The organism is Streptomyces globosus (assembly GCF_003325375.1).
In the GTDB taxonomy this organism is placed as follows: Bacteria; Actinomycetota; Actinomycetes; order Streptomycetales; family Streptomycetaceae; genus Streptomyces; species Streptomyces globosus_A.
In genome coordinates, this window is sequence record NZ_CP030862.1 from 191,575 (window position 1) to 213,234 (window position 21,660).

General features: G+C 72.4%; 24 protein-coding genes. 10 read left to right on the top strand and 14 right to left on the bottom strand.

Annotated elements, in window-relative coordinates; all coding sequences use genetic code 11:
* The first annotated feature begins 47 nt into the window (after positions 1-47).
* The 5 genes from C0216_RS00870 (at position 48) to C0216_RS00890 (ending at position 5,357) form a co-directional block, all read left to right on the top strand.
* On the top strand, positions 48-1,274 hold the full coding sequence (locus C0216_RS00870) for an ATP-grasp domain-containing protein (protein WP_114053403.1): 1,227 nt from the start codon (positions 48-50) through the stop codon (positions 1,272-1,274).
* Positions 1,271-2,179, top strand: a complete 909-nt coding sequence (locus C0216_RS00875) for a sulfurtransferase (protein ID WP_114053404.1) — start codon at positions 1,271-1,273, stop codon at positions 2,177-2,179. The genes C0216_RS00870 and C0216_RS00875 overlap by 4 nt, the downstream gene beginning before the upstream one ends.
* Positions 2,176-3,462, top strand: coding sequence for an MFS transporter (locus C0216_RS00880; protein ID WP_114053405.1), 1,287 nt, complete (start codon positions 2,176-2,178; stop codon positions 3,460-3,462). The genes C0216_RS00875 and C0216_RS00880 overlap by 4 nt, the downstream gene beginning before the upstream one ends.
* Complete coding sequence (metC, locus tag C0216_RS00885; protein WP_114053406.1) at positions 3,459-4,655, top strand: cystathionine beta-lyase; 1,197 nt, start codon at positions 3,459-3,461, stop codon at positions 4,653-4,655. Before C0216_RS00880 ends, metC begins: the two co-directional genes overlap by 4 nt.
* Positions 4,656-4,880: 225 nt before the next feature.
* Positions 4,881-5,357 carry a cupin domain-containing protein gene (locus C0216_RS00890; protein WP_114053407.1) on the top strand — a complete coding sequence of 159 codons (477 nt, stop codon included), beginning with the start codon at positions 4,881-4,883 and terminating at the stop codon, positions 5,355-5,357.
* A 330-nt stretch (positions 5,358-5,687) separates the two neighbouring features.
* Here C0216_RS00890 and C0216_RS00900 read toward each other — a convergent pair whose 3' ends face one another.
* The 4 genes from C0216_RS00900 to C0216_RS00915 all read right to left on the bottom strand — a co-directional run bounded on the left by C0216_RS00900 (position 5,688) and on the right by C0216_RS00915 (position 8,233).
* Positions 5,688-6,668 carry a DUF1648 domain-containing protein gene (locus C0216_RS00900; protein WP_114053408.1) on the bottom strand — a complete coding sequence of 327 codons (981 nt, stop codon included), beginning with the start codon at positions 6,666-6,668 and terminating at the stop codon, positions 5,688-5,690.
* Positions 6,665-7,012, bottom strand: a complete 348-nt coding sequence (locus tag C0216_RS00905; RefSeq protein WP_114053409.1) for a GntR family transcriptional regulator — start codon at positions 7,010-7,012, stop codon at positions 6,665-6,667. Before C0216_RS00905 ends, C0216_RS00900 begins: the two co-directional genes overlap by 4 nt.
* A gap of 281 nt (positions 7,013-7,293) precedes the next feature.
* On the bottom strand, positions 7,294-7,839 hold the full coding sequence (locus C0216_RS00910) for a DUF5994 family protein (RefSeq protein ID WP_114053410.1): 546 nt from the start codon (positions 7,837-7,839) through the stop codon (positions 7,294-7,296).
* Between the two features lie 151 nt (positions 7,840-7,990).
* The gene (locus tag C0216_RS00915; protein WP_114053411.1) at positions 7,991-8,233 is read right to left on the bottom strand and encodes a hypothetical protein; all 243 of its coding nucleotides are present in this window, start codon (positions 8,231-8,233) and stop codon (positions 7,991-7,993) included.
* Positions 8,234-8,503: 270 nt separating this feature from the next.
* Between C0216_RS00915 and C0216_RS00920 the strand changes: the two genes are divergently transcribed.
* Positions 8,504-9,040 (top strand): DUF5994 family protein, encoded by a 537-nt coding sequence (locus tag C0216_RS00920; RefSeq protein WP_246042246.1) that lies wholly within the window; start codon positions 8,504-8,506, stop codon positions 9,038-9,040.
* A 53-nt stretch (positions 9,041-9,093) separates the two neighbouring features.
* On the opposite strand, the gene C0216_RS00925 is transcribed toward C0216_RS00920, so the two are convergent.
* The 4 genes from C0216_RS00925 to C0216_RS00940 all read right to left on the bottom strand — a co-directional run bounded on the left by C0216_RS00925 (position 9,094) and on the right by C0216_RS00940 (position 11,709).
* Complete coding sequence (locus tag C0216_RS00925; RefSeq protein ID WP_114053412.1) at positions 9,094-9,405, bottom strand: SCO5918 family protein; 312 nt, start codon at positions 9,403-9,405, stop codon at positions 9,094-9,096.
* A gap of 47 nt (positions 9,406-9,452) precedes the next feature.
* On the bottom strand, positions 9,453-9,857 hold the full coding sequence (locus tag C0216_RS00930; protein WP_114058373.1) for a CBS domain-containing protein: 405 nt from the start codon (positions 9,855-9,857) through the stop codon (positions 9,453-9,455).
* Between the two features lie 61 nt (positions 9,858-9,918).
* On the bottom strand, positions 9,919-11,310 hold the full coding sequence (locus C0216_RS00935; RefSeq protein WP_114053413.1) for a DEAD/DEAH box helicase: 1,392 nt from the start codon (positions 11,308-11,310) through the stop codon (positions 9,919-9,921).
* 195 nt (positions 11,311-11,505) lie between these two features.
* Positions 11,506-11,709 (bottom strand): cold-shock protein, encoded by a 204-nt coding sequence (locus C0216_RS00940; protein ID WP_114053414.1) that lies wholly within the window; start codon positions 11,707-11,709, stop codon positions 11,506-11,508.
* A gap of 477 nt (positions 11,710-12,186) precedes the next feature.
* On the opposite strand from C0216_RS00940, the gene C0216_RS00945 reads away from it, so the two are divergent.
* Complete coding sequence (locus C0216_RS00945; protein ID WP_246042248.1) at positions 12,187-13,080, top strand: helix-turn-helix domain-containing protein; 894 nt, start codon at positions 12,187-12,189, stop codon at positions 13,078-13,080.
* Between the two features lie 147 nt (positions 13,081-13,227).
* Here C0216_RS00945 and C0216_RS00950 read toward each other — a convergent pair whose 3' ends face one another.
* From C0216_RS00950 to C0216_RS00975, 5 genes are all read right to left on the bottom strand, one after another.
* Positions 13,228-13,425, bottom strand: coding sequence for a hypothetical protein (locus C0216_RS00950; protein WP_114053416.1), 198 nt, complete (start codon positions 13,423-13,425; stop codon positions 13,228-13,230).
* A gap of 130 nt (positions 13,426-13,555) precedes the next feature.
* Positions 13,556-14,803, bottom strand: a complete 1,248-nt coding sequence (locus C0216_RS00955; RefSeq protein ID WP_114053417.1) for an HTTM domain-containing protein — start codon at positions 14,801-14,803, stop codon at positions 13,556-13,558.
* On the bottom strand, positions 14,793-15,533 hold the full coding sequence (locus C0216_RS00960) for a DUF5819 family protein (RefSeq protein WP_114053418.1): 741 nt from the start codon (positions 15,531-15,533) through the stop codon (positions 14,793-14,795). The genes C0216_RS00955 and C0216_RS00960 overlap by 11 nt, the downstream gene beginning before the upstream one ends.
* Before the next feature lie 114 nt (positions 15,534-15,647).
* Positions 15,648-17,021, bottom strand: a complete 1,374-nt coding sequence (locus C0216_RS00965; RefSeq protein ID WP_114053419.1) for an ice-binding family protein — start codon at positions 17,019-17,021, stop codon at positions 15,648-15,650.
* Between the two features lie 562 nt (positions 17,022-17,583).
* Positions 17,584-18,522, bottom strand: a complete 939-nt coding sequence (locus C0216_RS00975) for an alpha/beta fold hydrolase (protein WP_114053421.1) — start codon at positions 18,520-18,522, stop codon at positions 17,584-17,586.
* Between the two features lie 125 nt (positions 18,523-18,647).
* On the opposite strand from C0216_RS00975, the gene C0216_RS00980 reads away from it, so the two are divergent.
* The 3 genes from C0216_RS00980 (at position 18,648) to C0216_RS00990 (ending at position 20,517) form a co-directional block, all read left to right on the top strand.
* Positions 18,648-19,325, top strand: a complete 678-nt coding sequence (locus C0216_RS00980) for a TetR/AcrR family transcriptional regulator (RefSeq protein ID WP_114053422.1) — start codon at positions 18,648-18,650, stop codon at positions 19,323-19,325.
* A gap of 237 nt (positions 19,326-19,562) precedes the next feature.
* A complete protein-coding gene (locus tag C0216_RS00985) occupies positions 19,563-20,231 on the top strand; it encodes a DUF998 domain-containing protein (RefSeq protein WP_114053423.1) in 669 nt (222 codons plus the stop codon).
* A 73-nt stretch (positions 20,232-20,304) separates the two neighbouring features.
* Entirely contained in the window at positions 20,305-20,517 is a 213-nt protein-coding gene (locus tag C0216_RS00990; protein ID WP_114053424.1) for a DUF4287 domain-containing protein, read from the top strand.
* Between the two features lie 465 nt (positions 20,518-20,982).
* On the opposite strand, the gene C0216_RS00995 is transcribed toward C0216_RS00990, so the two are convergent.
* Positions 20,983-21,606 (bottom strand): TetR/AcrR family transcriptional regulator, encoded by a 624-nt coding sequence (locus C0216_RS00995; protein WP_114053425.1) that lies wholly within the window; start codon positions 21,604-21,606, stop codon positions 20,983-20,985.
* Between the last annotated feature and the right edge of the window lie 54 nt (positions 21,607-21,660).

The following is a 21,660-nucleotide window of genomic DNA, read 5'->3' on the forward strand; positions in this document are numbered from 1 at the left end:
CTGACGCCGTCCCGACGCCGTCCTGACCCGAGAGAAAGACCGCCGCGATGCGCCACGTCCTCGTCTTCGCCAAGACGCCCCACTCCAAAACCCCGTACGACCAGTGGCTGGCCGGCTCGGGGATCACCCCGGTCATCGTGACCGCGACGGAGTACGCGGCGGGATACTCCCACCTCCCGCACGTGCACGCCTTCGACGCGTACGACACCAACCAGCTCGTCGAGAAGACCGCGCTTCGCCTGGCCCGCGAGTTCGCGGTCGAGGCGGTCTTCGCCCGTGCCGAGGCGGACGTCGTACGGGCCGCGCAGCTGCGGGAGCTGCTCGGCCTGCCCGGCCAGCACACCGCGAGCGCGCTCGCCTTCCGCGACAAGGTCGTCATGAAGGACCACCTCGCGGGCGGGCCCGTCGAGATCCCCGCCTACCGGCGGCTCGACTCGGCATACACCGCGCTCGGATTCGTCGCCGAGCACGGCTACCCGGTCGTCATCAAGCCGGTGTCCGAGTCGGGCTCGCTGGGCGCGGCGATCATCCGCGACGAGGCGGAGCTGGACGCGTACCTGGCCAGCCCGTGGCGCGGCTCCAGCGAGGTCGAGGCGTTCGTCCCCGGCCAGATGTACCACGTGGACGGGCTGGTCGCGGGCGGCGAGGTGGTCTTCGTCCACCCCTTCCGCTACCTCCACGACTGCCTGTCCTTCCGGGACAACGACTGGGTGGCCAACCTGCCGCTCACCCCTCAGGACCCGGCGTACGACCGGCTGGTCAAGGCGGCGCGGGCGGTCCTCGCCGAGCTGCCGACCCCGCCGCAGACCGCCTTCCACGCCGAGTTCTGGATCACTCCGGACGACCGGCTGGTCTTCTGCGAGATCGCCAGCCGCACCGGCGGCGGCATGATCAGCTCGATGGTGCGGCACGCCTTCGGCATCGACCTGGACAAGGAGTGGCTGTACGCGGAGTGCGGCCTGCCCCCGACACTCGGCACCCCCGCGTACCGGCCCGCCGGGGCGCTGTGCATCCCGCCGCAGAACGGCGTGCTGGAGCAGCTCCCGGCCGCCGGGGCGGGCACGGACCGGCCCGGGTGCGTCCGCGAGGCGATGCTGACCGGGACGGTCGGCCAGGAGTTCCACGGCGGCGTCAAGTCCGGGCTGTTCCTGGCCGGCTATGTGGTCGACGGGGACACCGAGGAGGATGTGGCGGCCAACCTCGAACGCGTGGCGCGCTGGTTCTCCGACAACACCCGCTGGCGGCCCGCCGACTCCTCCGGAGGCACCGCATGAACGACGCGACCGCATCCCCCGCCCCTGCTGCGGGAACTGCCGACGGCGGCCTGCCCGGCCCCCTCGTCTCCGCCGACTGGCTCGCCGCGCGGCTCGGGGAGGGCGCGGGCACCGTCCTCTTCGACGCCTCCGTCGGCGCCCACCGCGGCGCCGCCCTGCGCATCCCCGGGGCCCGGCCCTTCGACCTCGACGGCGACCTGTCCGACCACACCTCCGCCGTACCGCACACCATGCCCGGCGCCCCGCAGTTCACCGAGGCCATGCGCGCGCTCGGCGTGCACGACACCGACACCGTCGTCGTCTACGACGCGCAGGGCATCTACTCCAGCGCCCGCGCCTGGTGGATGCTGCGCGCCATGGGCTTCGACCGGGTCGCCGTCCTCGACGGCGGCCTGCCCGCCTGGACCGCCGCCGGCCACCCCGCCGAGCCCGTGGCCGCCGCGTACGACGGCCCCCGCGGCGACTTCACCGCCCGGCCCCGGCCCGGCCTGCTCGTGGACGCCGACACCGTCGCCGCCGCCCTCGCCGACCCGGCCGCCGCCGTCCTCGACGCCCGCACCCGCGAGCGGTACGCCGGCACCGCACCCGAGCCGCGCCCCGGCCTGCGCGGAGGCCACATGCCGGGCTCCGCCAGCCTGCCCTTCGGGGAACTCCAGCGGGACGGCGGGCTGATGCGCCCCGCGGACGAGCTGCGGACGGCGTTCGCCGCCGCTGCCGGGGAGCGCGAGCGGCTGTACTTCAGCTGCGGATCCGGCGTCACCGCCTGCGTCCTCGCACTCGGCGCCACCCTCGCCGGGTACGGCGGTCTCGCCGTGTACGACGGCTCGTGGAGCGAGTGGGGCATGCCCTCCGACCGCCCGGTCGCCACCGGGGCGGGGGCGGCCGGAGGGAGCGGCTCACCGTGACCGGGAAGCGGACCGGCCGCGGCGGCGGACCGGCGGCTGCATGGCGCACGTTCACCGGGCTGCCGTCCGGCCTCAAGGCCCTGATCGGCCTGTCCTTCGTCGTCGCCCTCGGCAGTTACATGGTCACCCCGTTCATCGGGGTGCTCATGGTCGAGGCCGTCGGCATGGACGTCCGGGTGGCCGGTGTCCTGGTGGCGGTGGCCACCTTCATCCAGTTCGGCGGGAGCATCCTCGGCGGCCCGGTCGTGGACCGGCTCGGGCTCAAGCGGACGATGGTGCTCGCGCTGGCCCTCCGCACGGTCGGGCTGGTGCTGTTCGGCCTGGCCGTCGCGGTGCCCTGGGTCGCGTACCCGGCCGTCGTCCTCGTGGCGGCCGGCCCGGCGCTGTACCTCCCCGCGAACAAGGCGTACATCGTCACCAGCGTGTCCGACACCCTGCGCCCGCTCTTCCTCGGCGTGAGCAGCGCCGCCCTCAACGCGGGCATGGGGCTCGGACCGCTGCTCGCCGCGCTGCTCGTCGACGCCGACCCGGTGCTGCTGCTGATCGGCCTCGCCGCGCTCTTCGCGCTGATCACCGCGGCGCACCAGGCCGCCCTGAAGCCGGTGGAACGCCGACCGGCCGAGCCGCCGGCGGAGGCGGCCCCGGTCGGGGCCGCGGCCGGGACCCGGGGGAGGCGGGCGGCGCTCCGCTCCGCGCTCCGCCCGATCCTCTTCACGTCCCTCGCCTTCTACGTCTACTTCTTCTTCCAGAGCTTCATGGGCCTGTACGCGGCCGGGGTCGGCAACATCCAGGTCCTCGGCTGGGTCATGCTGCTCAACTGCGCCATGGTGGTCGTGCTCCAGCCGGTGTGGGCCGACCGCATCGCCCGTGCCGACTACCGCCTGCTGGTGGCCGGCTCGTTCGCGCTGATGGCCCTCGGTACGGCGGCCATGGCCCTCGGCAGCATCCCCGCCCTGCTGGCGGGCACCGCCCTCTTCACGCTGGGCGAGATCTTCCTCTTCCTGCGCTGCGACCTGGAACTTGTCGACCGGGTGCCGGGCAATCCGGCCTTCGCCTTCGGCGTCCAGCGGCTGACCGCCGGCATCGGCGGACTCCTCGCCGGTGTCGTCGGCGGCTTCGTCTTCGCCCACTACCAGGCGGCAGGCGACATCGACGCGTTCTGGCTGGCGGTGGCGGCCCAGTCCGCGGGCGCGGCCCTCCTCGCCGCCCTGCTGGGCGCCGGCCGCCGTACCGCCGCGCAGGCACCGACCGAACCCGAACAGGCAGTGGCGGCGACCCGATGACACACGAGGCACCCCTCTCCCCGGAGACACAGCTCGTCCACGCCGGCTCCGACCCGGGCCGGCAGGGGGGCTACGTCAACCCGCCCGTCCACCGCGCCTCCACGGCCCTCTACCGCGACACGGCCGAGATGGACGCCTCCCAGGCCGACCCGCTCAAGCGCGGCACCCCGGTCTACGGCCGCTTCGGCACCCCGACCGGCCGCGCCTTCGAGGAGGCCCTGACCGTCCTGGAGGGCGGCCACGCCACGGTGGCGACCTGCTCCGGCCTCGCGGCGATCACCACGGCGATCCTCGCGTACGTCCGGGCCGGCGACCACATCCTCGTCAGCGACTCCGTCTACCTGCCGACCCGCAAGTTCTGCGACTCGCTCGCCGCCCTGGGCGTGGAGACCGAGTACTACGACCCGTGCGCGACCGGCGCCGCGATCGACGCGCTGATCCGCCCCCGCACCCGCCTGCTCTACCTGGAATCCCCCGGCTCGACCACCTTCGAGGTCCAGGACATCCCGGCGATCACCGAGGTGTGCCGGGCCCGCGGGGTGGCCACCATCGCGGACAACACCTGGGCGACCCCCGCCTTCTGCCGGCCGCTGGAGCTGGGCGCGGGCGTGGACGCGGTCGTCCACTCCGCGACGAAGTACCTGACGGGGCACGCGGACAGCATCCTCGGTGCGATCGTCTGCACGCAGGAGAGCTACCCGCTCATCCGCGGCGCGGCCATCCGCCTCGGCCAGTGCGCGGGCGCCGACGACCTCTACCTGGGCCTGCGCGGCCTGCGCACCCTGGGCCCCCGGCTGGCCCGCCACCAGGAACAGGCCCTGGACCTGGCCCGCTGGACCGCCGCCCAGGACGGCGTGGCATCCGTCCTCCACCCCGCCCTCCCGGAGGACCCGGGCCACACCCTGTGGCGCCGCGACTTCACGGGCGCGGCGGGCCTGTTCGGCGTGGAGCTGGACCCGCGGTTCACGAAGCCCGCCGTGGAGGCCATGCTGAACGCCTTCCGCATCTTCGGCCTGGGCCACAGCTACGGCGGCTACGAAAGCCTGGTCGTCCCCGCCGACCCCGCCGCCGGCCGCCTCCCGGGCACCTGGTCGGGCCGCGGCCCCCTGATCCGCGTGCACGTCGGCTTCGAGTCCCCGGCCGACCTGAGGGAAGACCTCCGGACAGCCCTCAAAGCCCTCCACACCGCCTGACGCCCGCCACACCACCCGCCCGGGCCGACTCCGGGAGTCCCGGGCCCGCCACGCCGGGTGACACAGACGACATCCGGCATCACGCATCGTGGCATGCTGGCGGGGAAGGATCCCTTCCGCAGTGACGCCGGGAGCCGGGTACGGGCCGCAGCACGACACGCGCGGCGGGTGAGTCCGACCGGCAATCGACGGCTCTCGTACCGCCTCATTGACCGGAGAGAAGGCATGAACATCAAGGACATCGGGCCGGACCCCCAGAGCTTCGACCTCGAGAAGGCGACGGTCGGCAACACGGACTACCGCACGGTCGCCTGGTCCGGGAAGTACCTGCAGCTGACCCTCATGTCGATCCCGGTGGGCGAGGACATCGGCCTGGAGGCGCACCCGGAGACCGACCAGTTCCTCCGGCTCGACGCAGGCCGGGGCCGCGTCCAGATGGGCCCCGCGAAGGACCGGCTGGACTTCGAGCAGGAGGTCGAGGACGGCTGGGCGATCTTCGTGCCGGCCGGCACGTGGCACAACGTCACCAACATCGGCGACGAGCCGATGCAGCTCTACGCCGTGTACGCGCCGGTCCACCACGCGCCGGGCAGGGTCCACGCGACGGCCGCCGACGCGGAGGCCGACGAGGAGGCGGGCGGCGACGAGCCGCCGAGCTGGTCGGTGCAGCCCGTCCGCCAGCCGTCGGACAAGCACGCCTGACGGCCCCGCGCGCGGCTGCGGCGGGGGAGGGGCAGGACGGCCGCGCCGCCCGTCACGGCCGCGCCGGGTGCCTCGTATGCCGCATCGGGCAGGCGCCGCCGGGGCGGTGTCCCTCAGGCGGTGTCCTCGGCTTCGGCGTACGAGCCGAGCATCCGGTAGCAGTATCCGGTCAGTTCCGCCCGGTGCTCCTCCAGCCGCACCGCCGCCTCATGCCCGCCGTCACCCACGCCGCGGTCCTTCCCGCTCGCTCCGCCCCGTGGCCCCAACGTGCAAGCCCCGGAGGGTGGTTCGGGGTACGGGCGGCGAACTCCGCGACGGCGGGGACCGGGCTCATGCGTCCGCTTGCCGGCCTGCGCAGTAGGCGTTGAGGAGCGCGGCGCCGCGTTCGGAGTCGTCGACGCTCACAGCGAACTCGGCACCCTCGCGGGGGCGGATGACCAGGCACTCGCCGGACCGGAGCATGACCGTGGTGCCCAGTCCGCCGAGCCGGTAGCCCCAGCCGCCGACCTGTGCCGGGGAGCGGTCCTCGGAGCGCGCCGACACGATCTCGGCGGCCGTCCAGCGGCGGACCGGTCGGCCCAGGGGGCCGAAGGAGACCTCCAGGCCGGCCCCGGTCACGCGCGCCTGCACCGAGGAGCAGGCGAGAACCAGGACCGAGGCGCTCGCGAACGGGGTGATCACCGCCCACTGCATACCGGTCAGGAGCCCACCCGCGGCCGCCACGGCGGCCGCGACGGCGATCAGACCCGTGAGGGCAGCGGTGAGGTGGAGCCAGGGGTTCGACGTACGGGAGAGCCAGACCCGGCGCTCCCCGGCCGGGATCTCCATGACGGCGCCTCCGACGGGCTGCCCCGGCGCAGCGGGCAGCGCCGCGTGCCGCCAGGCCACCCAGCCGAGCAGCCCCGCGGCCGCAGCAGCCGCGACGGTGACCACCACTCCGGTGTCGACCGGGCCGGCGTCCTTCCAGTCGGCCCGGTCCAGGTTGGCCCGCACGATCGACGCCTGGGTGCCCGCCAGGAAGACGCCCCCGGACAGCAGCGCAGCCCCGACCCACCCTCCCGAGGGTGAGCCGCCCCGCCGCCCGGCGAAGGACAGCGAGAGGACCAGTACGGCCCAGAGCGCCGCCGGGAGGAGCGCTGCCGCCCACAGCGGCATCGAACCGTCAGGGGAGCCGTCCCCCCAGTGCGTGGCGAGCCGCTCCGGGAGCCGCCTGTTCGCCGAGAGGGGGAGTGCGGCCAGGACGGCCAGCACGCCGGCCGCCCATATCGCCGCCCCCCACCGGGCGCCGTCCCTCTTCGTACGGTCAGTCACGAAAGCCCCCTGATCATCGCGATGAGATCGTTCTTGCTGTAGCCGAGGTGCGCCGCGTCGGCCACCAACTGCCGTGCCCGGTCGAGCAACTGCGCGCGCTGGTCGGCGGCCTCGGCGACGGTGACGCCGCGCCCGCGCCGGAACTCCAGCACCCCCTCGTCCCGCAGGGCGCGCAGCCCGCGGAGGACGGTGTTCGCGTTCACGCCCAGCGCGCGGGACAGGTCCCGCGCCGGAGGCAGCCGGTCCCCCGGCGCGCACTCGCCCTCGGCAATGGCCCGCCGGATCGCTCCCGCCACCTGCTCGTGCAGGGGGCGGCTGTCCGTGGTGTCCAGTCTCAGCAACATGATGCTAATGACAGTAGCACTATAGGTGTCATGGTGGCGATGCAGCTGTGCCGTAGAACCTGGGGACGCGGTGCACCGTGCGAGCCGCAAGGGCGCACGCCGCATGCGGCGGGGGCTCCGAGCAGCGCAGCCCTGCGTTGGGGCACGCGGAGGGCGCGTCGAGGGCACGAGAGAGCCGCATGGCGACGAACGCCCCGGTCTCCGACGAGGGCGCGTGGGCGCAGCAGCGGGGCACTTCTCCCGACCGGGGAGCGGCGGTACCGCCGCGGGGACGGCAGGCGTCACCTCCACGTGCTCCGCGGCACGTAGATCATGCGCGCCCCCACCACGGGGCGGGGCTGCGGGGAGGTGTCGCCCTCCGCCTGAGGGTCGCCCCCACCGGCCCGTACCTCCCGCAGGCGGCGGCCGGTCGCGTCCTCGTCGGCCATGAGGGTGTCCGTGGTGCGGACATTGCCCGGGGCGGAGGCGGCGGCCATCAGGCGCGCGGCGGACGCGCGTTCGGTCTCGGGGGGAAGCACGAGCAGGTCGCAGCGGCCGAGGCTGTACGAGAGCAGGATCATCGTGTCGCGGGGCTGGCCGGTGAACCAGCCGATGTGCACGGCGTATCCGCCGACGGAGACCCTGTACGGGGCCGGCGGCCACGGCGCGGGGTTCGCGGTGATGCGCGTGACGCGTCCGAAGCGGTCCCGCAGCGCGTCCACCAGGGGCGGCAGCTCGGCGGCCAGATCGCGTGAGTACGGCCACCAGGCGCCGTCCAGCAGGCCGGCCATGGAGGTGTGCGGGGTGAGTGCCAGGCGCGCCTGGTGGGTGGGAGCGGTGGTGGCCATGAGACCGGGACCCGTCCCCGGGACGCCTGCGGGCGCCCCGGCCTAGTGATCGCCGGGAACGACATCCGCGTGAGGGCGGCTGTGCGAAGTACTCCCGGTACCTCCAACGTACTCCGCGCCGGAACCGGACGCGCCGAGCCCCGCGGGCCGGTCAGGGTTCCTCGGAGTGCGGGCCGGTGCCGCTCGGGGGTCTGCTGGTGGCCAGCCAGGACCGGGCCGGTTCGGCGGCGTGGTCGGTGTCGACGGTGAGGTGGAGGCGGGTGCCTCCGCCCGGGGCGGGATAGCTGCGCTGCTCGTCGCCGCCGAAGCACCGGCGCAGCACGTCGGCCACCCTGCGGGCGGCTTCCGGGGTGGCGGAGACGATCCGCACTTCGGCATGGCCCGGCGGCGGCATGGCCTCCGCGTCTGGCTCGTGGCGGTCCAACGCTGCACCGTCCTCTTCTCCCGCAGGAGGCCCGCCCGCGACGCCCGGAGCGGGCCGGACCGGCCTTGGTACCTCCACGGTACGTCCGGAGCGCGGTGCCGACCGGTTCCCCGGCGGGGAGCGGCGTGTCCGCGCGGCCCCGCGGAGTACGGTGAAGGAACGGGGCCGTCGCCCCGCCTGCCGGCCACCGCAGCCCGGGACCGGGCAGCCGCGGCACCACGCCGGACGGACGGACTGATCATGACCGACGCAGGTACTTCCCCGCACGACGGCGCCCCGCCGCCGCGCCTCCTGCCGGACGAGGTCCACGCGGCCGTGGCACCCGGCACCGCGCTGCTCCGGCTGGAGACGACGGGGGCGCGGCAGAGCCTCCTCGACGGTGCGTGGTGGCCCCGCTCGCGTGACGTCGAGCGGGAGCTCCCGCCGCTGATCACCGCTCTGACCGAGCACCTCGGGCCCCTCACCCGGGTCGGCCTGGACGCCTCCGCCTGGAACCGCATCCCGACCCGCCTGGTCGTCGACGACCGGGTCGTGCACCTCGACTCCTTCCCCGTCGGCGACGACACCGTCCTGATCACCCGCGGCGAAAACGACCACTTCTCCCTCATGGTCGTCCCGCCGGCCACCGAGCCCGAGGCCGCCCGTACGGCCATGGCCCGCGCCGTCCACGCAGACAACGTCATCGGGGCAGCCGACATCCTGCTGGCCGAACTCCACCGCCCGGCGGGCCCGCGGGGCGGCAGGGCCGCGGAGAACGACGAAGGCCCGGGTCTCTGACCGGAGCCCGGGCCCTCTTCGCTTCGCGTGCCGACGGAAGCCGGCCGTGTCCGTCAGGTGTTCCGGCGGGCACCGAGCAGCGCGGATTCCTGCGGGAGCAGGCCGAGCAGGCCCGTCGCCCCGGCGGCCGGAGGGGCCGTGTGGCACGTGAACCCGAGCCGGGCCATGGCCCGGAGCACTTCGCCGGCGCTGAAGTCGCGGCGGTCCTGGCCGGTGATGATCTGGCCGACCTGCTTGACGGGGTAGGTGCGGCGGCCGATGGTCACCGATGCGCCGGTGACCGGCTCGGGCGCAATGCCCTTCATCGACTCAAGGACACCGCTCTTGGTCAGGTCGAACGGGAAACGTGCGATGACACAGCGCATGAGGCCTCACAGAAAGGAAGGGGAACGGTCGTGTCGCGCGGCGTGGTTCAGCGCGCAAGGTCGAGGACGCCGACGGCGCTGCCCTCTTCGTCGACGACGGGCAGGAGGTCGACACTGCGGTGGCGCATGGCCCGTTCGGCTTCGGCCATGGCGGTCAGGGGCGAGGTGAACGGCCCGCGGCCGCCCAGGACGTCGCGCAGTCGGGCCCGGTCGGTGTAGGCCGGGCTGTCGCGGATGGCGGTGAGCCGGGCCCGCGTGACCAGCCCGGTGCACAGGCCGTGCTCGTCGCTGACGAGCAGATGGCCGGCGCGGGCGCCGGCCATGACGGCCAGGGCCACTTCGACCGTCATGTCGTCGCAGACCTGCGGCCCTGTCGCCTCCATCGCGTCGCGCACCGTCCGGTGCGAGCGGTGCAAGCGGTTCGAGCCGGGGTTCGACACGGGGGGCTGCATCCGGGCCGGTGTCACAAGGTGCCTCCTGAAGAGATGTGCCGGTTTCCTGCTCATGCGGCTCTCAGGCCGCCGGGTCGAGCCCGGTCTGCCGCACCCTCGTGCGGCGGTCCGTCGGAGCAGGCCGGCGCCGCCTGCCGGGGTCGGACGTCCTGCGCCTCGCCCGTTCGGCGGCCGGCGGGGTGAGGACGACGGGGACGCCGGTGGGCGGCTGGGCGCCGGTGATGCGGTTGAGGGCTTCCTCGCCGGAGCGGACCCGGGTGGTCTGCGGGGTGATGCCGGCGGCCGCCATCAGGCGGGTCATGTCGCGGCGCTGGTCGGGGGTGACGAGGGTGACGACGCTGCCGGACTCCCCGGCGCGGGCGGTACGGCCGCCCCGGTGGAGGTAGTCCTTGGGGTCGGTCGGGGGGTCGACGTTGACGACGAGGTCGAGGTTGTCGACGTGGATGCCGCGCGCCGCCACGTCCGTCGCGACCAGCACGGTCACGTGGCCGGTCTTGAACTGGGCGAGGGTGCGGGTGCGCTGCGGCTGGGACTTGCCGCCGTGCAGGGAGGCGGCACGCACCCCGCTGTTCAGGAGGTCACTGGTCAGCCGGTCGACGGCGTGCTTGGTGTCCAGGAACATGATCACCCGGCCGTCGCGCGCCGCGATCTCCGTCGTCGTCCGGTGCTTGTCGGCGGCGTCGACGTGCAGCACGTGGTGCTCCATCGTCGTCACCGCACCGGCCGAGGGGTCCACCGAGTGCACGACGGGGTCGGTCAGGTAGCGCCGGACCAGCCGGTCGACGTTGCGGTCGAGGGTGGCGGAGAAGAGCATCCGCTGCCCGTCGGGCCGCACCTGGTCCAGGAGCGCGGTGACCTGCGGCATGAACCCCATGTCGGCCATCTGGTCGGCCTCGTCGAGGACGGTGGTGCCGACGTCGTCCAGGATGCAGGCGCCCCGGTCGAGGAGGTCCTTCAGCCGTCCGGGCGTGGCCACGACGACCTCCGCGCCTCCCCGCAGCGCCCCGGCCTGCCTGCCGATCGGCAGACCCCCGACGACTGTGGTCAGGCGCAGCTGCACGGCGCGGGCGTACGGGCCGAGGGAGTCGGTCACCTGCTGGGCCAGCTCGCGCGTGGGGACGAGGACGAGGGCGAGCGGTCGGCGCGGTTCGGCGCGCCGACCGGCGGTACGGGCCAGCAGGGCGAGGCCGTACGCCAGGGTCTTGCCGGAGCCGGTGCGGCCGCGGCCGAGCACGTCACGGCCGGCGAGGGTGTTGGGCAGCGTTGCGCCCTGGATGGGGAAGGGCACGGTCACCCCCTGGGCGCCGAGGGCGGCCAGCAGCGCGGCCGGCATGTCGAGCTCGGCGAAGGCGCGGACGGCGGGCAGCGCGGGCGTGAGGGTCTCCGGCAGGGCGAATTCGCCTCGGACGGCGCGCATGCGCCGGGGACGGTCGTTCGTGCGTGTGCGGTTCATTCAGAACCTTCCCTGATGCGGCACGTGTCAGGGAATTCCCGCGGTGGAGAACACGGCAGGGAATAACGAGAACGAGCCGAACGGAATGCGGATGCTGCTCTTTGTGCGCCCCTGGGGAGTGGGTGTGTGAAACGCGTGCAGCTGGGGCCCGCACCCCGAAGGATGCGGGCCCCAGCTGTGAAATGCGCGTCGGCGTCAGGCGGGAACGATGTTCTCGGCCGTCGGGCCCTTCTGGCCCTGCGCGATGTCGAAGGTGACCTTCTGGCCCTCCTGCAGCTCGCGGAAGCCCTGGGTGGCGATGTTCGAGTAGTGGGCGAAGACGTCGGCGCCGCCGCCGTCCTGCTCGATGAAGCCGAAGCCCTTTTCCGCGTTGAACCACTTCACGGTGCCAGCAGCCATGTTTTTCTCCTTTGGGGCAGTACGCAGGCGTCCGCACTGTGCGGATGCCGTGTCGCCGCGATGATGCCCTGCCGGAAATAACCGGAAATACGAAGCGCTTCAGTGCGGCACGGAGGCCGGGCGAAGCGCTTGAAATTCATGGGTACCAAAACTGCAACTGGGATCGACAGTAGCACGCCCGAGAGGTTTTTGTGCGCGGCTTATTTCGCTGCGCGCGGCGGGGGTAAAAACCCTCCCGGTGGCACCCGCCAAAATCTGCAGCGGCGAAAACAGAAAATTGAACCCCCGAGTGCGGCGTTTCGCGGGAGGTCCCGCGCTTGCACGGTGCGGCCCCGACCGCGGCTCCCGGCCGCAGGAGGGCGGGACTGCGCCCGGTGTGAATCGCCGTGTATGACGCGCGGCCAAGGCACGTCCGGCCGGCCCGGCCATGGCAGTCTTCTCGCCAGGCAGGGTTCTCGGAGTGGAGGTACGTCCGCCGTGGGTGTCACTGGAAACCCCACCGTCAGCAGGCGCCGACTGGGCTCGGAGCTACGGCGGCTCCGGGAGATCAGCGGTATGACGACGCAACAGGTGGCGGCACGCCTGTTGATCTCCCAGCCCAAGATCAGCCTGCTGGAGAACGGCCGCCGCAACGTCAAGCCACGCGACGTGCGAGACCTCTGCGGGCTGTACGGAGTCCGGGACCAGCGGCGTGTGGACGATCTGATGCGGATGGCCAGGGAATCGGGCCGGCAGGGCTGGTGGCACGCCTACGACGACATCCGGTACGGCGCCTACATCGGTCTCGAGAGCGAAGCGGCCGCGGTCCGCTGCTACGAGGCCCAGGTGGTCCCCGGCCTGCTGCAGACTTCCGCCTATGCGCGGTCCGTCATCGCAGGAACGATCCCTCAAGCCACTGCCGAACAGGCCGCCAGACGGCTCGAGGTGCGGATGCGGCGCCAGGACCGCCTGCGCACCACGGGCACTCCGCTGCGCTTGTGGGCTGTGATGGACGCATCGGTGCTCTGGCGCGTCGTGGGCAGCCGCGAGGTCATGCGCGCACAGCTGGAACACCTGATCCGCATCAGCGCCCAGCCGCACATCACCCTGCAGGTTCTCCCCCACGACGCCGGTGCGCACCCGGGTGTCGCGGGACAGTTCACGCTGCTCGATTTCGCTGAGGCCACCGACGGCAGCGTGGTGTATCTGGAGAGGTTCACCAGCGACCTCTACCTGGAGAAGCGATCCGACGTGCGGCGCTACAGCGACATGTACGCGCACGTGCAGGCCCGGGCACTGAGCCCGGACGGCACCCGGAGATTCGTCGAGGACGTCATCAAGGTGTACGCCGGCCCGGAACCGTCACCGGACGACCACTCGCGCAGCCGCTGAGCCCCGCCGGCGGACGGCCGGTGCCGTTGAGCGGGCTCCATCCCCTGCCTGCCAGGGGCAGGCCCTGGAGGGTGGTCCGTGACGGGGCCCGGCCGGGTCGCTCCGGACCGGCGGCCGGGCCCTGCGGGTGTGCGAGGGGCGTTCCGGTCAGAGGTTCTCGTCGTGCAGGTCTTCTTCGCGCAACAGGTCGTCCTCGCGGCGGTGGGAGGTCTCCGCTTGGTCCTGCTTCCGGCCCTGCGCGCGCGATGACTTGCCCGGCCGGGGGTGAGCGGGGTCTCCGGAGCGGTGGTGCTGCTGCGCCTCGCTGCCCTTGCCCGGCTGGGGCTTGTCCTGCGTACCGCCCATGACGGCGACTCCTCTTGATGAGTGGGGTACGGATGCCTCACCGACGACGCTGACACGCACCGCCGCACTCTGCACCCTCTCGCCGCCGAAGCGAGGCACGCAGGTGACGCCCGTCCCCGATGTGGCGGCGTCAGAGGGCGGGTCGGCCGATCGGTGCCGAGGACGGGTCGGACGCGAGCCCGGTGGCCGGCGTGGTGTCCTTCGGCGCAGGGGCGGCTCGGCGCCCGGTGCCGGGTACGCGGGTCCTGCCCTGCGGCGGTACGGTTCCTGACCCCGCCGCCCGGCCGGGTGCCGGCCGCCGCATCCCCGTGCGCCGGGCCGCGCGCCGCCACAGGTGAGGCAGGAAGGCGTAGAAGCGGTCGGGAAGGAAGACGGCGTCCGCGACGATCATCGCGCCGGAGAAGAGGGGCAGCCCCAGGAGCACCGCGATGCCGAGGTGCATGCCCAGCAGCACGGTCAGTACCGGGTACTTGAGTCGGCCGAAGAGCACGAACGGGAAGGCCACCTGCAGGAGCACCGTCACGTGGCCGGCGATCGCGATCACCATCGGGTACTCGTCCACGAGGTGGGAGAGCGCGGGCCAGGGCTGGAAGAGCTCGAGGTTCAGCGCGTAGTGGAGGGCGGTGCCGCCGCCCCAGGTGGAGCCCTGGATCTTGTACAGGCCGGACGATCCGTAGAGGAAGCAGACCTGTGCCGCGATGACGAGCATCCCGCAGTTGTGCACCGCCGTGGTCAAGGTGGTGCGGGCGGCCCGGAGCTGCTCTGCGTGAAAGCGCCTCACCGGCTCCGGTGCCTGGTCCGCACGAGCCGCCCTGAGCCGCTCTCGGCGTGCGTCCAGGGACCAGCGCCGACCGCACGCGGTGAGGACGAGGTAGAGGGCCATCAGCAGGACCAGGTTGTCGCCTCCGTCCGTCATGAAGATCGACCTGGCGTGGAAGGAGGTCACCACGACGGCGAAGAGGATGGACATGGCGCGGGTCCGCCAGCCCAGCATGAACAGCGCGGAGGTGAGGAGGGCCGCCGCGTAGCAGAGTTCGAAGTAGGCGCGGCTGTCGGACAGGATCAGGATGCTGTTCCAGCCCGTCTGGTCGAAGAGCTGGTGTGCCAGCGCGGGCGTCCAAGGGGAGCCGGGGCCCCAGATCTCGTCGCGGTGCGGGAACTCGCGCAGCAGGAAGACCAGGTAGAGCAGCCCGTAGCCGATGCGCAGGACCGACGCGGCGTAGAGGGAGATCGGCCGGTCGGTGAGAAGCGCCCACAGGGCGCCGATCCGGTCGAGCAGGCGGCGGCGGGCCGCGAGGGCGATCGAAGTCTCCTGGCCCGGCGGGTGGTGCGGCCCGGCTGCCGTGGAAGGGTGCTGGGGGGCCTGTTCATTTCCCATGGGGGGTCACCTTCCACCAGGGCAGGAGCCGGTCCTCGGTGGGTGCCGGCGGGCGGTTCCCGGCCGGTGCGCCGGGCGCGGCAACGGGCAGTGTGACGACCCGGAGCTGAATGAAGCCGAAGGCGCGGCCGCCGTGGTGGGCGGCGAAGCGGTCCGCGGCGATGTTGCGCAGGTACGTCTGCAGCATCACGGCGCGTTCCGAGCGCGCCGTGTCACTTCCGCCGTGGGTCTCGACGTAGGAGGTCCAGGCGCGGCGCAGCAGGTTCTGGGACGTGTGGCTCGGAAACGGATTGTGGTCGACTGCGGAATGGTCCACCGCAGCCAGGTCGAACCAGGGGGTCACCTGCACCGATCCTGTGGAGTCGGTGTGTGCGGTTCTCGCCAGGATCTTTCGGTTGAAGGAGTCGGGGTCCGGGGCGAAGAGCCGCCAGTTCTGTTCGAAGAGCGGGAACACCCATCCATTCACCTGGGAGCTGTACCGCTTCGACACGGGGCTGGCGGGGGCCACGTGGAGGAACACCAGGGCGATATGGACCAGGGCCGTCACCAGGCAGAGGGCCACGGCGGTGTGCAGCCCCGCTTTCAGTGCACGAACGCCCATGGGGGACCCGCCCGGTCTGACCGCTTCGCCAGGGCGCTGCACGGGGACCGGACCGGAATCGGACTGAGGGAGTTCCTTCACGTCCGCAGATTCAATCCCGCTCGACACCGCCCACCCGGTCCTTCTCATGTCTGTTGATCGCCTGAGGTACCTGCGCGACTCTCACCGGCGGCGCGCGGCGGACTCGATGAGCATCCCGCCGCGCGCCGCCCTTCGGTGATCGGGTTTCGTGCAGGCTGCTGCCTAGCCCTCGATGCCCGCGGGCTTGTTGCCGTAGCCGTAGTGGTCGTCCGGCTTCCCCGTGCCGTCGCGGCCGTGGTCATGGCCCGGCTTGCCGGGTGCCTCCTCGTGCCCGTGGTCGTGGCCTGGCTTGCCGGGTGCCTCCTCGTGCCCGTCGCCCGGGCCGCCGTGCTCCGGCCCGTGGTGTTCCAGGCCGCTGTGGTCCCGGCCCGGCCCGCCGTGGTCCGGTGCGCCGGGCTTGCCGCCCTGCCCGCCGGTGACGTTTCCGCCGGTGATGGTTCCGCCGGTGGTGTTCCCCCCGATGGTGTTCCCACCGACCGTGTTCCCGGCCGTGTTGCCCGCGGTGTTCCCGGAGGTGTTGCCGGCGATGTTCCCCGAGGTGCCGCCGGACACGAGGTCGACGATCGGGCCGCCCAGGAGGCCGCCACCGATCAGACCCACGGTCGTGCCGGTCGTCGTGCCGGCCGTCGGCGTGCCGGTGGTCGTTCCGGTGGTCGTTCCTGCGGTCGTGCCGGTGGTCGTTCCGGTGGTCGTTCCTGCGGTCGTGCCGGTGGTCGTTCCGGTGGTCGTTCCTGCGGTCGTGCCGGTGGTCGTTCCGGTGGTGGTTCCGGTGGTGGTCCCGGTTGTCGTGCCGCCGGTGGCGCAGCCGCCGAGGAAGATCCTGTTGTTGTTGAGGGTCACCTCGCCCTCACGGGCCAGCGCCCGGCCCTCGATGTTCGCCCCCTGATTCACGAAGATGGAGGTCAGAGCCATGATGGTGCCGACGAACGTGGAGGTGGTGCCGATGGTCGCCGAACTCCCGATCTGCCAGAACACGTTGCACGGCGAAGCGCCGTTCGTGAGGAGGATCCGGCTGCTGGACGCCGTGGTCAGGGCTTCGGGAACCTGGAAGACCCAGACCGAGTTGGGGTTGCCCCCGGCGTTCAGGATCAGGTCGCCGGTGAGTCCGACACCGGATGTGGCCCTGTGGACGCCGGGAAGCAGTTCCTGGCCCCCGCCGATCCCGGCCGCGAGCGCGAAGTCCGGTGCCTGTCCGGCCGCCTGGTTGTACGCCACGATCAGATCGCTCTTGGCCTGAGCGGCCGCGGCGTCCGCAGCGTGCACCGCGCCGAGCACCAGTCCGGGCGGGAACCCGGTGATGGCCGGGTTCGGGTGCGTCCCAAGGTCGTGGTCGAGTACCGAGGGACCGGTGTTCGTGACTCCCTGACCTGCCAGGACGGAGTAGCTGGCGGTGGTGCCCAGCGGCACGGGTGTCGCGATGGCGATTGCCTGTGTCGGCAATCCGGCGACCATTACAGCGGCAACCGTGACGGCGACGGCCGAGGACAGCCAGCCGGAAAGAGTGCGGCGCCGGGCCGCCTGGATTTTCAGCTTCATCAAGAGGCCATTTCCTGTGGGGGGCGTGGCGTACCGGGCCCTACCGTTCGCCCGGGAAGCCCTGGTGTGTCGCTCGCCGCATATTACGCAGGAAATTTCGCGCAGCTACAACAGATGAGGGGTGGGGAGGGGGGTTAATACAAACACATACATGACTGAAATCGTGCCGAAAATAACCGGACTCGCATTGTTGATCATCCGACAATGCCGCCGAATAGGCAGAGCGCGATTAACTCGTAGGAGGGTGCATCGCACACCTGCCCCAGCACATCCGGTGGCCCGTCGCGGACATGTGCCGCCGGTCAGGTGATCTCGCGGATCCGCGGGCGCGGGCGTGGCGGCCGGTTCGCCGCCATGTTCCCCGCTCCGGCGGCGCTGTTGGTCTGCTTCTGCCGCTGCGGCCCGATGCGCCCGGACGGGCAGGCGGCCCTGCGCGGGGCCTCGGCCGCCGGGCGGCACCGGGCCGAGGCCCGCGCGGACTCCGTGTGTCCGCCGGCGTCCCAACTCCCGCCGACGCCCCGGCCCGAGGTCCGCTGCGGCTCGCGGCGCATCTGCGCGAGCCCTATGCCTCGACCGCGGCGGGGCGGGGGGAGTCGACGTCGTCCATGAAGGACAGCATCCGGGCGTTGACCACGTCGGGGTGGTCGATCTGCGGGCCGTGCCCCGTCGCGGTGATGATCTCGGCGCGGGCTCCGGGGACGAGGCGCGGTACGCGTTCCAGCTGCCGCCTGGGGTGAACGAGCAGGCTGTGCTTGCCCATGATGACGTAGAGCGGGGTCCGGATGGACCGCAGCGCGTCCTCGTCCAGCGGCAGCGGCGCGGGGCGGCGGATCCGGTACGCGCGGGCGCCGAGCTGGATCCACTTGCGCATCTCGGGGACGGCGATGACCGGCTGGTCCAGCCACTTGGCGAGCCGGGGACGCAGCGCCTTCGGGGCGAAGGTGGCGAACAGGCTCACGAAGACCCAGGCGAAGAAGCGCAGACCGACCTTCTCCAGGCCGCCGGGGTCGAGGGCGGTGACCGAGGCGAGCCGTCCGGACCGCCGGTGGGCCTGGTTGAGCACCAGCCAGCCGCCGTAGGAGGAGCCGACGAGGTGGACCCGGTCGAGGCCGAGCGCGTCGAGGGCCTCGTCCATCCACTGGGCGGCACGCTCCGGCTGCCACATGGGCTCGCGGTGGACGCTGCGGCCTGCATCGCCGGGCGTGTCGAGAGCGTAGACAGGGCGGTCGAGGCTGAGCCCAGGGGTGTTGGGGTACCACATCGCCGAGCTGTAGCCGGCGCCGTGGATCAGGACGATCGGGGTCCGGGACTCGGCGGCGGGGTCCGAGGGCCCGTACCGGTAGACGTGGGTGGTGCCGAAGCTGGTCTCCACGTCCGTCTCGGAGCGGGCGGGCGCCCCCATCGCGTAGAGGGCGTCGGCGGCGGCGAAGTAGCGGTCGCGCAAGGCGTCGTTGACGTAGCGGCCGACATCTCGGCGTACGCGGGCTTTGTTCTCGGGCACGGCGGCACCTCCGGTGAAGTCCCCTGGTTGTGGTACGACCGTACCATCAAAATGGTACGCCGGTATCATGAAAGGCCCGGGCAGGAGAGCACGGCCCCACCGACGACGGGCGGAGACACGGAACCATGCCGAAGCGGGTGGACCACGAGGAGCGGCGCGCCCAGATTGCCGAGGCGCTCATCCGGGTCGCAGGGCGGCGGGGGCTGCATGCCGTCGGCATGCGCGACGTGGCCGCAGAGGCCGGTGTGTCGCTCCGGCTCGTGCAGTACTACTTCGAGACCAAGGAGAAGCTGCTCTTCTACGGCCTCCGGCACCTGACCGACCGCTTCACTGCAAGGGTGGGGGCGCGCCTGGCTGCTGCCGGCCCGAACCCGGGCGCGCGCGCCACCGCGGAGGCGCTGCTCCTGGCCTCGCTGCCCACCGACGAGGAGAGCCGGACGTTCCACCTGCTGTACAGCTCCTACGCGATCCTGTCCGTCACCGACGGGGCGCTGGCTGCGCAGCCGTTCATCGACAAGCCCGACGCTGCGGAGAACGCCCTGGCCGGGCTCCTTGAGCAGGCGCAGGCGGCCGGCCTGGCAGACCCGGGCGCCGACGCGCGCACGGAGGCGATCAGCCTGCTCGCGATGGCGGCGGCCATGGGTACCAGCATCCTCGTGGGCCAGCGCAGCCCGGAGTCGGCGATCGCGGTGCTCCGCCACCACCTGGACCGGATCTTCAGGACTGCTTCCGCCGCGGAGCGGATGCCGGAAGCCGAACCCGCGCCCCGGGCTTGGGGATCACCCGGCGCGAGGTCTGTGTAAAGGGAGTTCGACCTGCGCGCGAGCCGGTTCGAGGCCGGCGTCCCGTCGTTCCCTCGCACCATGGTGTCCGCCTGCAAGCGCCGCTGCCGGTACGTGCGGCACCCCCTTCCCGGTGGCGCGTGCGCAGAGGGAGCCGCCCCGGGGTGCATGTGATCCAGTGCACACCGCCGGGAGCGATGACTTCGCCTCCTGCCGCCGGTCATACAAGCGAAACCACCGAGGGAAGGAAGGCCCGCCATGCCTCACACGCTGACCGCCCCGCGCGACACCGTCTCCCACGCGCCCGCCCCGCGCCCCGCGGCACGATGGACGGCGAGCGGCGGCGTGGTGGCAGGTCCGCTGTTCCTGGCGGCCGGGCTCGCCCAGGGCATGGTGCGGGACGGCTTCGACTTCACCCGGAACGCGATCAGCCAGCTCGCCCTCGGTGACTCCGGATGGATCCAGACGGCGAACTTCCTGCTCGCCGGCGCGCTGCTGCTCGCCGGTGCGACGGGCATGCGGTGGGTGCTGCGCGGTATGCCGGGCGGGACCTGGGGCCCGGTCCTGGTCGGCGTGTTCGCCCTGTCCTTCTGGACCGCCGCGGTGTTCCCGGCCGACGCCGGGGCAGGCTTCCCCGCCGGCTCGCCCGAGGCGACCGTGATGAGCGTGCACGGTGCCGTCCACATGGCCGGCGGGCTGGCCGGGTACCTCGCCCTGTGCGCGGCGTTCGTCGTCCTGGCCCGTCCGCTCGCCGCGCGCGGCCTGCGGGGATGGGCCGTCGCCACCCGCCTCGTACCGGTGGCCGTCCTCGCCGGCTTCATGGCCTCGGCCGTCTCCGTCCTGGCTTTCACCGCCGGTGCGGGACTGGGCCTGCTGTGGCTGACCGCGGTGACGGCCCGGCTGGCCGCAGCTCCGGGCACCCCCTGACGGACCGCTTCTCCCACAGGCACCATCGACACCAACCAGCCCATTCCGCTGTGACATACAGAAGGGGATACCCGTGACCGCCGCTGTGAAGGGCCCTGCCGCCTACTTCCCGTCCATCGAGAAGAAGTACGGCCGTCCGATCGCCGAGTGGAAGGACCTCATCCGCTCTTCCCCGCTGACCAGGCACATGGAGCTCGTGAACTGGCTCAAGTCCGAGCACGGCCTGGGCCACGGCCACGCCAACGCTCTCGTCGCCCACACTCTCGCCGAGAACAGCGGTCGGTGAACCCCGTGGCGGCCCGCTACCCGGGTGGCGGCGGATCGCGAGACCTCGCGAGCAACGTACGGCGCCCCGGCAGGCGCGGATGGCGCACAGGAGGCGCGTGATGCCCGGCAGATGTTCCGTGTCTGCGACCACTCGGTACGGGCCGGCAGCGTGATGGACGCGATGATTCGGCAACCTGATCGCCCATGCGGAGATCCGTCCCGCCTGTTCGCGGGAACTCCGTCGCACCGGCCTCCGGTCTGAGGCCTTCGAGGAGACCCTGTGTCCTGACCTGCCGCTGGCCGGCCGGCTACGCAATACCACCCGCGAAGTCGACCTCGCCGGAACGCTGATCCCGGCCGGAGCGCACCTACTGCACCTGCCCGCCGCCGCATTCCGCGACGAATGCCACCGGCTCACCTTCATCCACCCGGAACGGTGCCACCCCGACACCCGGCAGGTAGGCACGGTACGGCCCGCCGTCTCTCACGGGCTGCCTGGTGCCCGGTACGCCGCGAGGAAGGCGCGGATGCCGGCCGTCGCGTAGAGGTCGAGGTCGGCCTCCGTGTGCTGGACGCCGCCGTGGAACATGGCCCGGTTCACGGGGATCCACAGCAGCAGTCCGGCGAAGTGGTGGGCGGCCAGCATGGGGTCGTCGGCCTTGAGTGCTCCCTGGTCGGTCAGGCGCTCGAAAGTGGCCGCCAGGGTGGCCAGGACCCGTTCGAAACCGTGCTCGTACCAGGCGGCTCCCAGCGCGGGGAAGGTGTCGGCGTTGGCGATGATCAGTCGGCGCAGCTGGATGACCTGGGGCTGGGTGAGGGCTGCGAGGAACCGGCGGGCGAGACGAGTCAGGTTCTCGTCCAGGGCGTCGGCGTCGGCGGGCACCTCGGCCACCAGGTCGATCATGCCGTCGATGCGGTCGGTGGTGGCCATGACGATCGCGGCGAAGAGCTTCTCCTTGTCCGCGAAGTGCTTGTAGACGGTCTGCTTGGAGACCGCTGCCAGCTTCGCGATGTCGTCCATGCTCGCCCCCGAATACCCCTTGTCCAGGAACACGGTGGTCGCGGCATCCAGGATCGCCTGGTGCTTGCGTGCCGAACGGCTGTCCATCTTCGACTCCTCCTGCCCGTCGTCGCCGGTGCACCCGAAGAGTACTGGACCGTG